This is a genomic window from Ruminococcus sp. OM06-36AC (assembly GCF_003438725.1).
GTDB classification, from domain to species: Bacteria; Bacillota; Clostridia; order Oscillospirales; family Ruminococcaceae; genus Ruminococcus_C; species Ruminococcus_C callidus.
On the sequence record NZ_QSTT01000008.1, the window covers coordinates 36,791 to 50,035 of the forward strand.

11 protein-coding genes are annotated in these 13,245 nt (G+C 51.6%); 3 read left to right on the plus strand and 8 right to left on the minus strand.

The features are described from left to right. Positions 1 to 50 precede the first annotated feature (50 nt). The 5 genes from DXB92_RS07470 to DXB92_RS07485 all read right to left on the minus strand — a co-directional run bounded on the left by DXB92_RS07470 (position 51) and on the right by DXB92_RS07485 (position 6,546). The gene (locus tag DXB92_RS07470; protein ID WP_242986622.1) at positions 51 to 2,804 is read right to left on the minus strand and encodes a glycoside hydrolase family 9 protein; all 2,754 of its coding nucleotides are present in this window, start codon (positions 2,802 to 2,804) and stop codon (positions 51 to 53) included. A gap of 197 nt (positions 2,805 to 3,001) precedes the next feature. Next, positions 3,002 to 3,307 carry a YerC/YecD family TrpR-related protein gene (locus DXB92_RS07475; RefSeq protein ID WP_040647157.1) on the minus strand — a complete coding sequence of 102 codons (306 nt, stop codon included), beginning with the start codon at positions 3,305 to 3,307 and terminating at the stop codon, positions 3,002 to 3,004. An 88-nt stretch (positions 3,308 to 3,395) separates the two neighbouring features. Next, positions 3,396 to 3,689 carry a hypothetical protein gene (locus DXB92_RS13350; RefSeq protein ID WP_147330034.1) on the minus strand — a complete coding sequence of 98 codons (294 nt, stop codon included), beginning with the start codon at positions 3,687 to 3,689 and terminating at the stop codon, positions 3,396 to 3,398. Between the two features lie 54 nt (positions 3,690 to 3,743). Next, entirely contained in the window at positions 3,744 to 5,465 is a 1,722-nt protein-coding gene (locus DXB92_RS07480) for an ammonium transporter (RefSeq protein ID WP_021681621.1), read from the minus strand. A gap of 247 nt (positions 5,466 to 5,712) precedes the next feature. Next, positions 5,713 to 6,546: an Mrp/NBP35 family ATP-binding protein gene (locus tag DXB92_RS07485; protein WP_021681619.1), complete on the minus strand. Its 834-nt coding sequence runs from the start codon at positions 6,544 to 6,546 to the stop codon at positions 5,713 to 5,715. A gap of 728 nt (positions 6,547 to 7,274) precedes the next feature. On the opposite strand from DXB92_RS07485, the gene xylB reads away from it, so the two are divergent. The 3 genes from xylB to DXB92_RS07500 all read left to right on the plus strand — a co-directional run bounded on the left by xylB (position 7,275) and on the right by DXB92_RS07500 (position 10,211). After that, on the plus strand, positions 7,275 to 8,801 hold the full coding sequence (xylB, locus tag DXB92_RS07490) for a xylulokinase (RefSeq protein ID WP_021681617.1): 1,527 nt from the start codon (positions 7,275 to 7,277) through the stop codon (positions 8,799 to 8,801). Between the two features lie 251 nt (positions 8,802 to 9,052). Then, positions 9,053 to 9,859, plus strand: coding sequence for an NAD(P)H-hydrate epimerase (locus DXB92_RS07495; protein WP_117733389.1), 807 nt, complete (start codon positions 9,053 to 9,055; stop codon positions 9,857 to 9,859). A gap of 100 nt (positions 9,860 to 9,959) precedes the next feature. After that, the gene (locus tag DXB92_RS07500; RefSeq protein ID WP_117733390.1) at positions 9,960 to 10,211 is read left to right on the plus strand and encodes a TIGR03905 family TSCPD domain-containing protein; all 252 of its coding nucleotides are present in this window, start codon (positions 9,960 to 9,962) and stop codon (positions 10,209 to 10,211) included. A 422-nt stretch (positions 10,212 to 10,633) separates the two neighbouring features. Here DXB92_RS07500 and DXB92_RS07505 read toward each other — a convergent pair whose 3' ends face one another. The 3 genes from DXB92_RS07505 to glgA all read right to left on the minus strand — a co-directional run bounded on the left by DXB92_RS07505 (position 10,634) and on the right by glgA (position 12,977). After that, positions 10,634 to 11,032 carry a cytidine deaminase gene (locus DXB92_RS07505; RefSeq protein WP_117733391.1) on the minus strand — a complete coding sequence of 133 codons (399 nt, stop codon included), beginning with the start codon at positions 11,030 to 11,032 and terminating at the stop codon, positions 10,634 to 10,636. A 48-nt stretch (positions 11,033 to 11,080) separates the two neighbouring features. Then, positions 11,081 to 11,491, minus strand: coding sequence for a hypothetical protein (locus tag DXB92_RS07510; RefSeq protein WP_117733392.1), 411 nt, complete (start codon positions 11,489 to 11,491; stop codon positions 11,081 to 11,083). A gap of 67 nt (positions 11,492 to 11,558) precedes the next feature. Beyond that, the gene (gene glgA / locus DXB92_RS07515) at positions 11,559 to 12,977 is read right to left on the minus strand and encodes a glycogen synthase GlgA (RefSeq protein WP_117733393.1); all 1,419 of its coding nucleotides are present in this window, start codon (positions 12,975 to 12,977) and stop codon (positions 11,559 to 11,561) included. Positions 12,978 to 13,245 lie beyond the last annotated feature (268 nt).

The window sequence follows — 13,245 nt, forward strand, 5'->3', positions numbered from 1 at the left end:
TGCAGCCGTTTTCTGTTTCTGGATAAGTAGTTCTTATTCTGGATAAATAGTTAAGCGGTTTCCGAAACCGGCAGAGTGGTTTCAATGTGTACCAGGAATTTCAGCAGAACAACGGCATCGTTGCCGGACAGTTCGCCGTTGGCATCGCAGTCTGCATTCAGAGCAGCCTGTTCGTTCAGCTTGACTGTGTCGCTGACTGCACGATTCAACAGAACGGCATCGGTAATGTCAATGCGGGAGTCCAGATTGACATCGCCGTACAGAATGCTGCTGCCTGAACCACTGCCGGAAACAGTGGCTGCGGTGGTGGTAGTTGCTGTGCCCTTGTCGGTGGTGCCGGTCGTGGTAACGTCAGTGGTTTCGGAAGGCTTGGTGCCGTCCGGTTCTTCGCCCCAGACCAGTTTGCCGTTGGCATAAGCAGGGATCTTCTTGGTGATTGCCGCCGCGTCGTTGTCATCTTCAAAGCTGATGAGATCGCTGTAGCTGTAGTCGTTGGAGGAATCCCATGTGGTGTCATAGGTATCCGGATTCATCTTGTTCAGCAGACCGAACTGATATACGCGGCTGCCATAGAAGTTGCAGTTTTCCCATGCGATTTCTATATAGTAGGTGCCGTTGTCGTCATACTTGACAGGTTCTGAAATGGTAGCACTGGTCTTGTTGTTGGTCATGGCACTTTCTGCATCATAGTCCACACGGGTTTCCACCATGGAAATATCTTCGCCAATGGCAGTCAGCTCGTCAATGTTGAAGTAGTAGCGAACCCGCAGATCATCACAGAACTGCGGCGGATTGATCGTGCGGTTGTGGATCACGATCTTGACCTGTAGACCAGCCTTGTTTTCCTGTGCCTTTCCGGCAGTGACATAGAAGCCGGTGGGCGTGTTCTCGTCTACTTCGTAGCCAGCCTTGGCGTTTTCAGACATGTTGAAGTCTGGAATCACGGCGTTTTTGTCTGCCAGTTCCTTGCCCTCTGTGCCGTAGAAGTGGTACAGTCCCGCAAGGTCGCCGCAGAAGCCGGCGTTATAGTCGTCGGTAACTTCATTGTAAATGTAGTCGCTGGTGACATCGTTGTGATAGTCCTTCAGATCCGGACCGCCGACCAGAGCACCCCACAGGGTGTGTGTCTGCGGATCAGGTTCGTCCATGCTCTGTGTGGAGGAGCAGGAGGACGAACGGTGGTGCGGGTGTGTGGCATAGCTGTTTTCATAGCCGACTTCAAAGGAATAGCCCATGGGGTTGTCGCCCAGAATGTATTCCATCTGATCTTTTGCCCATTCTGCGAATGTCAGGTCGTCAGTTTCCTTGGCGTATACCATTGCACACAGTCCAGCCGCGGTGTTGTAGCGGGCACTGCCGTAGTCGGAAACTACCGCGAAGCCAGCCGGAGATTTTGCAATCCATGCACCATCGGTTTCCGGCAGATCTTTAATCTCGGAAGCGGTGATCTTGGTATTCCACAGCTGGTCGTCCATGCCGAAGTACTTGTGCTTGGTGACCGGTACGTCAAAATCTGCTTTGGCAGCATCGGCTTCACCCAGACCGGACCAGAATTCCAGATTCCAGCGGAAAATATACCAGTCGCGGGAGATGTTGGTGACCGGAGCCAGCTTTGCGAATACGCCGCCCCAGACGGTATCCCAGCAGTGCACCCAGATGTTCTGCCAGCAGTTGCCGGTGTCCTTGATGATACGCTTCATATAGCCGGTGTACGGGTGAGCACCCATTTCGCCGGTGACAGATTCGTCTACGCTGATAATGTCGTCAATGTAGTCATAGTTTTCCGTGCAGTAGTACAGCCATACTGCTGCCCAGGACAGTTCATCGTAGTCATAGCTGGAGGTATAGAAACCGCCGTCGTAGCCCAGACTGTCTACTGTCAGGGTGTCGTCACCGACTTCGTGGTGCGTCTTTACGGAGAAATCGTACAGTGCCAGAGCATAGTCCAGACACTTCTGTGCATATTCCGGATCGGTGTCCTTGAAGTTCAGATAGTTCACCGCAAGGGAAGCTGCTGCACCGGCGGTCTGGTCAGAAGCCGGTGTTTCCGTGGTGGCGAAATAAGCCGGACGCTTGACCGCACAGGAAGAAGTGGCAACATAGGTGTCGTCTACCTGCAATTCCGGAGCACACCAGTAGTTGTGGTCGTTGTTGCCCTCACCCACCTGATAGCAGTACGCCACCACATTGCCGTCGTCGTCCAGAAATGTGGCTTTCATAAAGTAGTCGTTGATCCAGCGGAGTTCGTCCTCCACATGCTTTTGCAGACCGGTTTCCACATAGGATTCCCGGAACTCATAGTAGCCCCAGCCCACAGTAGAAGCGGAATAGCTGCCCGGCAGACCGAACTTCACGTGGTCGCCGGCATCGTGCCAGCCGCCGGTCAGGTCTACGCAGCCGTCACCGTCGGGGTCGAGGTATTTCTTGTTGGCATCGATGAAGTCCTGGCTCATGTTGGTGCCCACGTACAGTCCTTCCGCCGCAGAAGCACCGCCGTCACCTTTACCGCTGTCGTCGTTGGCTTTGCCGCCGCCCAGACTTTGCATGGGTACCAGCGGAATCATGCCGTCCTTGACGTGACAGTTGCCACGCCATGTGTAATAGCCGTCGTCTGCTACTTCGTCACCGCACTTGTTGGCATCGTAGAAGCACAGTGCCAGCTGTAGTGCTTCTGCAAAGTTGTCGTAGTTGTTGGGATTGTCCTTGTCTACTACTGCCGCACTGACCGGCGAAACAGCAGCAGAGGCGATCATGACACCGCTCAGGAGTCCGGCAGAGATTCGCCGGAGAAGTTTTGCAATCATTTTACACATCGTTCCTTTCTGTTGCCGGCACAACACTTCATATTATCATGTGCACCAGCATGCTTGTTGTACATTCTCAATCACATTTTTCTGGTCGATTTTTGTGGCGACACCGCACAAAGTCCGTTTGCCGACTTTGTGTAGTGCTGCCCTATGATAACCGCAGGCAATGCGGCAACTGCCTGCGGAAATATCCGTTATTCTTTCGGCGGTTCCGGCGATTCTGTCCGGTCGAAGATGATCTGATAGCCGTCACAGCCGTCCTTGATGGCACGGTTGACGCGGCTGATCGTGGCAGTGCTTGCACCGGTTTCCTCGACGATTTCATGAAAGACGTGTCCGCTGTGGAGCATTTTTGCCACCTGTAACCGCTGTGCCATGGCGTTCAGTTCCTGATAAGTGCAGAGGTCTTTGAAAAAGGCGTAGCATTCCTCAGGGGAACGCAGCGTGAGAATGGCTTCAAAGAGAGCTTCCTGATCTGCATTTTGTCGTTCTTTTTTCATTTTTAACTTCCTTTCTTCGAAGTCACTGGAGCGTGTGTACATAAAAGCCTGTTCCGTATTTTTTTACACGTCTTTTTATGTGCACACACTATAATACCATTGTACCATACCAGCCGGATAATGTAAATACTGCACAGGAAATTTGTCTGGATTTCGGCAAAACCACCAGAAACGGCACCTCGTTTTTGACGAATTGAGAATGGGAAAAACGCCGCTGCTGCGTTGTTTTGCGGAAATCGTGGCAATATTCTGAAAATTCCCAGCGTTTTCCGCGGGCTTTATGCAGCGTTTCCTTTCCCCTTTGCGGTGAAAAACAAGCAGCACCTGTAGGAGATACTTCCCACAGGTGCTGCCTGCTCATTGCTACATTTTTATGATCCAACCAAATCCCTTTGGTCGTTGGCGTGAGAAATCATGTCAGCAATACTCCAATGTCTTAGATGTCCTGCAGGGCATCATATCCGGTTTCGCCGGTACGGATCTTTACAACATCTTCTACATCATAAACGAAGATCTTGCCGTCGCCGATCTTGCCGGTGTACAGAACCTTCTTGACTGCATCGATGATCTTCTGCGGCGGGATCTTTGCCACAACCGCCTCGACCTTGACCTTTTTGAGGAGCTTTGTGCCCTCGGTCTTCACTCCACGATAGTAGGATTCGTTGCCCTTTTGAGAACCATAGCCCATGACATGTGTTACGGTAACACCGTTGACACCCATAGAGGACAGTGTTGTCTGCAATGCGTCCAGTCTGTCCGGATTGCACATAACAACCAGCTTGGTCATCTTTGCCTTGGCACCGTTTGCCGGCTTCATGATGAGTTCCGACTCCGGAATGGTGACACCAGTTGCAGCAGCGTCTGCGGCATCGGAAGCCATGGAAACGGTAGACGGCATAAAGTCTGCATATGCAGAGGGCAGATTGTGTTCGGTTGCGTCCAGGCCCAGAACTTCTTCTTCGGCGGAAACACGCAGACCGATCGTCTTTTTAATAATGAAGAATGTCAGTGCAATGGTGACAGAAGTCCATGCCAGAATGCAGATAACACCCAGAGCCTGTGTACCCAGTACGGTGAAACCGCCGCCGTAGAACAGACCGTCATAAACATCGTTTGCCGGAGCAGAAGTGGTGGCAAACAGACCAACTGCCAGTGTACCCCACAGACCGTTCAGGCAGTGTACTGCAACGGCACCTACCGGATCGTCCACGTGAAGCACGTGATCCAGCAGCCATACGCCGAAGCATACCAGCAGACCGGCAACAATACCGATGATCGCAGAACCGAATGCATCTACGACATCACAGCCGGCGGTGATTGCAACCAGACCAGCCAGCGAAGCGTTCAGGCACATGGAAACGTCCGGCTTGCCATACTTGATCCATGTGAAGATCATGCAGGAAACGGTTGCCAGAGCCGGAGCAATGGTGGTGGTCAGGAAAATGGTGCCCAGCTGGGGAACCGAGGTGGCAGCGGCACCGTTGAAGCCGTACCAGCCGAACCACAGAATGAATACGCCCAGTGCACCGATGGTCAGGGAGTGACCGGGGATCGCATTGGCTTTGACTTTGCCGTCCTTGGTCTTGGTGAATTTACCGATACGGGGTCCGAGGATCGCAGCACCGATCAGTGCGGAAACACCGCCGACCATGTGAATGACACCAGAACCAGCGAAGTCATGGAACGGTGTGGAAAGCTGAGACAGCCAGCCGCCGCCCCATACCCAGTGGGTTTCGATCGGGTAGATCACTGCCGAGATGACAGCGGAATAAATACAATAAGAAATGAACTTTGTACGTTCTGCCATAGCACCGGAAACAATGGTTGCTGCTGTTGCACAGAATACCAGATTGAATACGAAGCTGGACCAGTCAAAGTTTGCATAGTCCGAGAAAATGTCAAATCCCGGCTTGCCGATGATGCCGGCTACGTCTTCTCCGCACAGCAGCCCGAAGCCGATGAGAATGAATACCACCGTGCCGAGGCAAAAGTCCATGAGGTTTTTCATAATGATGTTACCGGCGTTTTTTGCTCTGGTGAAGCCCGCTTCTACCATTGCAAATCCGCACTGCATAAAGAATACCAGTGCCGCACCGACCAGGAACCAGATACCGTAAACGTTATCGTTTATCAGGTCAAGAATTGAATTTTGATCCATAAGAATGCACCTCTCCATGATGTAGTAATAGGGAGAGCAGCGGTACCGTCCTGCTCTCGTTCTTTTCTGCGATTTTCCTTTTTTCCTCACAAAAAAGAAAAACAGCAAAGACTTTATGCATCTCTGCACAGCGTCTTTGCTGTTTGTGTTTTCAGTATAGCCGATTTTGCCGCACTTGTCAAGCGTTTTGCGGGGATTTTTGCAAATCAAGAAAAAAATCCGCTTCCGCTTTGGAAAACAGAAAAAATTACTGGTTTTTCTTTTCTCCGAAGGAATCTGCCAGAATCTGAGCTGTTTTTGTCAGATAAGTCACATCAGACTGTGCCAGTGAGCCGGCATCACATGCCGCAGCTACCTTAGGATCCAGCGGGATCCGCTCCAGAACCGGCACGTTGGTGCTGTCTACTGCATCATCAGAACCGAACAGAGGAATCTCCTTGCCGCAGTCCGGACACTTGATGAAACGCATGTTTTCCACCATGCCCAGCACCGGAATATCCATACGCTGTGCCATGGAAACGGCTTTTTGCACGATCATGGAAACCAGTGACTGCGGTGTGGAAACAATGATGATGCCGTCCAGCGGCAGGCTCTGGAAGACCGTCAGGGGCACGTCACCGGTCCCCGGAGGCATGTCCACAAACATAAAGTCCACATCGCCCCACGAAACTTCTTCCCAGAACTGCTTGACAACGCCGGAGATCACCGGACCACGCCAAAAGACCGGATCGGTTTCGTTTTCCAGCAGCAGGTTCAGGGACATGACCTTGGTGCCGTCTGCTGCGATATAGGGCAGCAGGTTCTGCTCATCTGTCTGTGCATGGTCGTGAATGCCGAAGATCTTCGGGATCGACGGACCGGTGATGTCTGCGTCCAGTACAGCGGTTTCATATCCCAGCCGCCGTGTCTGGATTGCCAGCAGGCTGGTGACGAGGGATTTTCCCACGCCGCCTTTTCCGCCGACAACACCGATTACCTTTTTCACGCCCTTTGTATTGTTGATGGCACGTTCATTCTGTTCTTTTTCCTGACATCCGCCGCTGGAGGCACAGGAACTGCATTCGTGATTGCAATCTGCCATAGTATTTTTCGCTCCTTTTGGTGATTTTCCGCTGTAAAACGGTATAGGGCAATACTGCACCGCAGTCTGCCGGAAAATTCAACGGCATATCTTATAAGCTTTGTGCGTACAAGCTTTGTGCGGCATTGCCTTTCTTAGTATACCACATTTTTGCTCCGGTTGCAAGTCGGTATACAAAAGAATTGCAGTGTCTTCCGACGATGATATGGATTTTTGCCTGAAACTGAAGGAAACACTGTCCTGAGCTATCAAAATCGTACAAATTCAAACTGTTGGAAATATACGATAGTTGCACGCGTACCCTTGACAAAATCCGTGGTTTTTGTTAAAATAAAATCATCAAATCGCGAGAGTCAGAGCAAAATGCTCTATGGCAATACCGCACAAAGATTGTGCGACAGATGCGTCGTCAAATTTTTCGTCAGATGAAACAAAAAGCGGAGTGAATACTTGATGTATTCACGAGAATTTTTGTGAAATATGAGAGTCTGTTTCGTATCTGACGTATGCAGATTGCGTCGTCAGATTTTTTGAGAGATGAAGGGAAAAACGGAGAAAATCCTTTGTGGATTTTCGAGTATTTTCCCGAAATATCTCGGAAAATATGCACGCAAGATGCGTGCGAGAAGATACGAAACAGGCTCTGAAGGGAAATTTGCAAGCAGATGGCGTGCAAAGTCGCCAGACGCTCTTTGTGCGGTATTGCCCTATGGAAAGGAATTACAACTATGGCTTATGTAATTGGCGTGGACTGCGGTACCAGCGGTACCAAAACTGTACTGTTTCGGGAAGACGGCACCGTTATGGCGAGTGCAACGGTAGAATATCCCATGTATCAGCCGAAAAACGGCTACGCAGAACAGGATCCGGCAGACTGGAAAGCTGCAATGATCCGAACCATTCAGACCGTTGTCACCAAAAGCGGTGTGGCAAAAGAGGAGATCAAGGGCATTGGCATTTCCGGACAGATGCATGGTCTGGTCATGCTGGACAAGGAAAATCAGGTTCTGCGGAAGTCGATCATCTGGTGCGACCAGCGTACCGCCGCAGAGGTCGAGGAAATGAACCGTGTGGTCGGTCGGGAAAAGCTGATGGAGATCACTGCCAATCCGGCACTGACCGGCTGGACTGCCGCAAAGATCCTGTGGGTACGGAACAACGAACCGGACGTATATGAAAAGTGCCGGCACATTCTTCTGCCGAAGGACTATCTGCGTCTGATCCTCACCGGTGAGTATGCTACCGAAGTTTCCGATGCTTCCGGCATGCAACTGCTGGACATCGCCAACCGCTGCTGGTCGGACGAACTGCTGCACCTGCTTCAGATCGACAAGGATCTGCTGGGCAAGGTGCACGAGTCCTGCGAAGTGACCGGAACGCTGACCCGCGAAATGGCAGACACACTGGGACTGTGCGAGGGCACGGTTGTAGTCGGCGGTGCAGGCGATAACGCTGCCGCTGCGGTAGGTACCGGCGTTGTCAGGGACGGCAAGGCGTTTACCACGATCGGTACCTCCGGCGTGGTATTTGCCCATACTTCTTCTATGGCAATGGACACAAAGGGCAGAGTACACACCTGCTGTGCAGCCGTTCCCAACAGCTGGCATGTTATGGGTGTGACACAGGGTGCCGGTCTGTCGCTGAAGTGGTTCCGTGACAACTTCTGTGCCGCAGAAAAGCAGACCGCTTCTCTCATGGGCGTGGACGAATATTACCTCATGGACAAGGAAGCCGAGCAGGTGCCGGTAGGGGCAAACCGTCTGTTGTATCTGCCGTACCTCATGGGCGAACGGACACCGCATCTGGATCCCAACGCCCGCGGGGTTTTCTTTGGACTGTCCGCAATGCACACCAAGCGGGATATGCTCCGTGCTGTGCTGGAGGGCGTAACGTATTCTCTGCGGGACTGCGTGGAAGTGTTCCGCGAAATGGGCATTTCTGTAGACGATATGATGGCATGCGGCGGCGGCGGTACTTCTCCGCTGTGGCGGAGCATGCTGGCTGACCTGTACAATTGTCCGGTCAAGACTGTGGCTTCCAAGGAAGGGCCGTCTTTGGGCGTGGCAATTCTGGCTTCTGTGGGTGCCGGCATTTATGGCAGTGTGCCGGAAGCATGCGATGCCATTGTCAAGACCGACAAGACACAGAACCCGCAGGCAGAAAATGTTCCGGTATATGAATCCTACTACCAGCTGTATCGGGAGATCTATCCGGCATTGAAAGCACAGTTTGCAACACTGGCAGGCTTGCAGTAAACTTTGATATAGGGCAATACTGCACAAAGAGCGTCTGGCGACTTTGTACGCCATCTGCTTGCAAATTTCCCGTCATATTTCACAAAAATGCTCGTGAATACATCAAGTATTCACTCCGCTTTTTGTTTCATCTGACGAAAAATTTGACGACGCATCTGTCGCACAATCTTTGTGCGGTGTTGCCGTAGTAAAAAGAAAGGCAGTGCTGTTTGGGAAATGGCATTGCCTTTTTTGAAACAGGAGGGCTCACCATGGAAAAACTCATCTCCGTTGCCGTCATGCGTGACAGCGATGCCGCCGAAATTGCCGGAGGAACAGACAGCAAAATCTTGATGTACCGTGCAGGGCTGGGGATATTCCGCAGCTTTGACTGGCACGGCAGAATCGATATTGTCACCGGCAGCGGCAACAATGCCGGTGACGGGTATGTACTGGCTCTGCTGCTGCACCGGCACGGGATTCCCTGCCGCATCGTCCGCACCAGCGAAAAGTGTTCTCCGGACGGTAGCTACTTTTTCACCAAGTGTCTGGAACGTGGCATTCCCATCACCGCAGAAGCGGACTTTTCCGGCACAGACCAGATCGTGGACTGCCTGCTGGGAACAGGGTTCCGCGGGGAACTTCGCCCGAATCTGCGGCAGGTGGTGGAACAGATCAACCAGTCTGCTGCGGCAGTGCTGAGTGTGGACATCAACAGCGGCATGAACGGGGACACCGGCACAGGCTTTTGTGTGCAGTCTGACCGGACGGTTTCCGTCGGCTGTCTGAAATACGGGCATTTGCTGGGAATGGCACAGGGGAAGATCCGGAGCCTGTACAACTATGACATCGGGATTCCCTGCAAGGGCAGCTATCTGCCTTTGTTTACCGCGGACGACCGCACACCGGAGAACTGGGACTTTACGCCGGAGAACACTTTTCCACAAATTCTGGACAGTTTCCACATTCCCGCCGGAACGCCGGCACAGCGGATGCAAAAACTGGCAGAGGCACTGCGAGAAAAAATCTGTTTCTGCTCTGCCAGTGAAGCAGGGGAAATTCCGTATACGGCATTGTGATCTTATCTTGCAATTTTCGCCGCGGTGTGTTATAATAGAGCTGGAACAAGTCGTTGTTCTTCGCTGCGGCGAATTTCAAAAAAACGGAGCGTGAAAACATATGCAGTATTCTTATACTCCACACGGTGTCTGTTCCCGTGCGATCCTGATCGATGCAGAAGACGGTGTTGTCAACAAGGTGCAGTTCATTGGCGGCTGCAGCGGCAATACACAGGGCATTGCCGCTTTGGTAGAGGGCATGCCGATAGACGAAGTCGTAAAGCGGCTGGAAAACATCAAGTGCGGCAGCCGTCCGACCTCATGTCCGGATCAGCTGGCAAGGGCACTGAAAAAAGTAGCAGAGGAACAGTAAAGGCAATACCGCACAAAGAGCGTCTGGCGACTTTGCACACCATCTGCTTGCAAATTTCCCTTCAGAGTCTGTTTCGTATCTTCCCGCACGCATCTTGCGTGCATATTTTCCGAGATATTTCGGGAAAATACTCGAAAATCCACAAAGGATTTTCTCCGTTTTTCCCTTCATCTCTCAAAAAATCTGACGACGCAATCTGCATACGTCAGATACGAAACAGACTCTCATATTTCACAAAAATGCTCGTGAATACATCAAGTATTCACTCCGCTTTTTGTTTCATCTGACGAAAAATTTGACAACGCATCTGTCGCACAATCTTTGTGCGGTATTGCCTAAACACTTTCTGCTGAAAATGACAAACGGGACAGGGCTTCCAAAAAGAAACCTTGTCCCGTTTTGTGTTTCTATACGCTACGCTCTTAGTCAATCCACCATTCCGGCGTGATGTCGCCCAGTTTGACGGTGCGTCCGGCGGCATAGTCCAGCATAATTTCGATGTCCTTGTATTTGCCGTTGGGCATCAGCTGTACCATAAGTTCCCGACACGCCCCGCAGGGTGCACCGCCGGAACCGTCTGGTAAAATGCAGAGCACCTTGTCGATTTCCTGTTCACCGTTGGTAATCATGTTGAAAATGGCGTTTCGCTCTGCACAGATGCCCAGCGTGGAGCAGGTGTCGATGCACACGCCGGTATAGATTCTGCCGGATTTGGATAATACCGCAGCAGCAACGCCGCCGGCAAGCACATAGTCGGAAATTTGCCGTTCCTGCTGTACCGCTTTGGCGGCGGCGTAGAGTTTTTCCCAGATCTCGTCCATGGGAAATGCCTCCTTGTGTACGAAATGATCACCCAATCCATCGAACAATTACTCCCGATACCCAATACCAAAAACTTCTTTTTCTTGGTTTACATAGAGAATGATTGGACCGAGCAGACTATCTTCCGTTGTGGAAAAGGTGACTGCATAATAAGGACCGGTTCCCGGTTCCTCTGCCAATGCGGCGTAGATGTTTTCTGACGGCGGCTCTTTCATCTCCTGAACATCCGGTGTGTCCATGTCGATGATGCTCGCCAGAGTTTCATCAGTTTCGTTGTTCTGCAAAAAATCCTGGCAGATGTGCGTGATGTCGGAATGCACATTTTCAGAAACAGATGTTTCTACGGCACTGGCTGTTTCGTTTGTGATTTTGGACGAATTCGTTTCGTTGCTGCTGCACGCTGCCAGAGAAACCAGCAGGAATGCTGCAAGTGCCAGTATAAATGCCTTTCTGTTCATAATACCACCTCCGGGGATATTTGGAATTTGGTTTTATATTTCAATGTGCTTTTTTCCAGTGCACTTCTCACCCCAGCAACGACCGGTACAGTTCCACATACTTCTCCGCCGAAACGTTCCAGCTGTAGTCACACTTCATGGCGTGGCGTACCAGAGCGTTCCACTTCCGCTTGTCTGTGAACAGAACACAGGCACGCTTTACTGCGTCCAGCATATCGAATGCATCGTAGGTCTTGAAGGTGAAGCCGTTGCCGTCCTTGCCGCCGGCATCAAAAACAGAGTCTTTCAGACCGCCGGTTTCCCGTACTACCGGAATCGTACCATACCGCATGGCAACCATCTGTGCCAGACCGCAAGGTTCGTTCTGGGAGGGCATGAGGAACATATCTGCACCGCCGTAGATCCGTCGTGCCATTGCCGGCACAAAGCCAACAGTCACATGTACCTGTTCCGGATATTCTGCCTGCATTTCGCGGAAGAAGTCCTCGTACAGCCGTTCGCCGCTGCCCAGCACTACAAACCGGCAGCCCAGCTGTAACATTTCCTGAAATGTCTGCTGTACCAGCTGAATGCCCTTGTGTGCTACAAAACGAGTCACAATGCCGATGACCGGAGCATCAGAATCAGTCAGCCCGCACTCTTTCAGCAGGGCTGCACGGCATTCTTTTTTGCCAGCCATTTTGGTAACAGAATAATTCTTTTTCAGGTTCGGATCTGTTTCCGGATCGTAGCCGATAACATCAATGCCGTTGAGAATGCCGACAATGCCGTCCTGCCGCCGCACCAGTGCACGATCCATGCCGTAGGAATACCACGGGTCCAGCAATTCTTTGGCGTAGGTGGGGCTGACGGTAGTGATACGGTCTGCTGTTTCAATGGCACCTTTCATCAGATTCACCATGCCGTCAAATTCCAGCAGGCTGGTGTGATAGGTGGGAAGTCCCATTAACTCTGTGATGACTTCCTTGCCGTAAACGCCCTGATACTGAATGTTGTGAATGGTGTAAATGATACGGATATTTTCGAATTCCTGATGATATTGGTAGAGCACACGGTAGAACACCGGAACCATTGCGGTCTGCCAGTCGTTGCAGTGAATGATGTCCGGCTTCCAGTCCAGAGCCGGCAGGATCTCCAGCACGGCACGGCTGAAAAAGACAAAGCGTTCGCAGTCATCATAGAAGCCGTACATGCCGTCCCGCATGAAGTAATAGGGGTTGTCCAGCAGATAGTAGGTGACCTTGCCCACCTGAATGGTATAGATGCCGCAGTACTGTTTCCGCCAGCCGACCTCAACGGTGATGTCCTTGAGATATGTCATCTTGTTGCGGACGTTGGGAGCGACACTGCGGTACAGCGGCATCACAACCCGACAGTCGATGTCGTCATGTTTGCTCAGGGCAGCCGGCAGAGAACCGGCAACATCGGCAAGCCCGCCGGAAGCGGCAAAGGGCAGGGCTTCACTGGCTGCAAATAAAATTTTCATGGTATACTCTCCTCCAAGGCGGCAGCACACAGGCTGTGCTGCAAAGGAAACACTGCACAAAGCCCGCCTGACGGCTTTGCACGCAATCTGCCAAAAAATCTGACTACGCATCTTACGTACAAGCTTTCATTCAGCGTTTCTCAAAAAACTGCCGTATGCACCGTTTCACAGACAAACAGCCTGTGTACGCCGGACGCATACGGCAGAAATTTTTGTTTTCACTCCATTGATAAAAAGGCTCTTATTAAAGGCAATACCGCACAAAGAT

Bases quoted from the DNA above. Each gene is read 5' to 3' on its own strand.
- DXB92_RS07500 (WP_117733390.1), top strand. From the start codon at position 9,960: ATGCAGTATTCTTATACTCCACACGGTGTCTGTTCCCGTGCGATCCTG.
- DXB92_RS07480 (WP_021681621.1), bottom strand. From the start codon at position 5,465: ATGGATCAAAATTCAATTCTTGACCTGATAAACGATAACGTTTACGGT.
- glgA (WP_117733393.1), bottom strand. From the start codon at position 12,977: ATGAAAATTTTATTTGCAGCCAGTGAAGCCCTGCCCTTTGCCGCTTCC.
- DXB92_RS07475 (WP_040647157.1), bottom strand. From the start codon at position 3,307: ATGAAAAAAGAACGACAAAATGCAGATCAGGAAGCTCTCTTTGAAGCC.
- DXB92_RS07495 (WP_117733389.1), top strand. From the start codon at position 9,053: ATGGAAAAACTCATCTCCGTTGCCGTCATGCGTGACAGCGATGCCGCC.
- DXB92_RS07510 (WP_117733392.1), bottom strand. From the start codon at position 11,491: ATGAACAGAAAGGCATTTATACTGGCACTTGCAGCATTCCTGCTGGTT.
- DXB92_RS07470 (WP_242986622.1), bottom strand. From the start codon at position 2,804: ATGATTGCAAAACTTCTCCGGCGAATCTCTGCCGGACTCCTGAGCGGT.
- DXB92_RS07505 (WP_117733391.1), bottom strand. From the start codon at position 11,032: ATGGACGAGATCTGGGAAAAACTCTACGCCGCCGCCAAAGCGGTACAG.
- xylB (WP_021681617.1), top strand. From the start codon at position 7,275: ATGGCTTATGTAATTGGCGTGGACTGCGGTACCAGCGGTACCAAAACT.
- DXB92_RS07485 (WP_021681619.1), bottom strand. From the start codon at position 6,546: ATGGCAGATTGCAATCACGAATGCAGTTCCTGTGCCTCCAGCGGCGGA.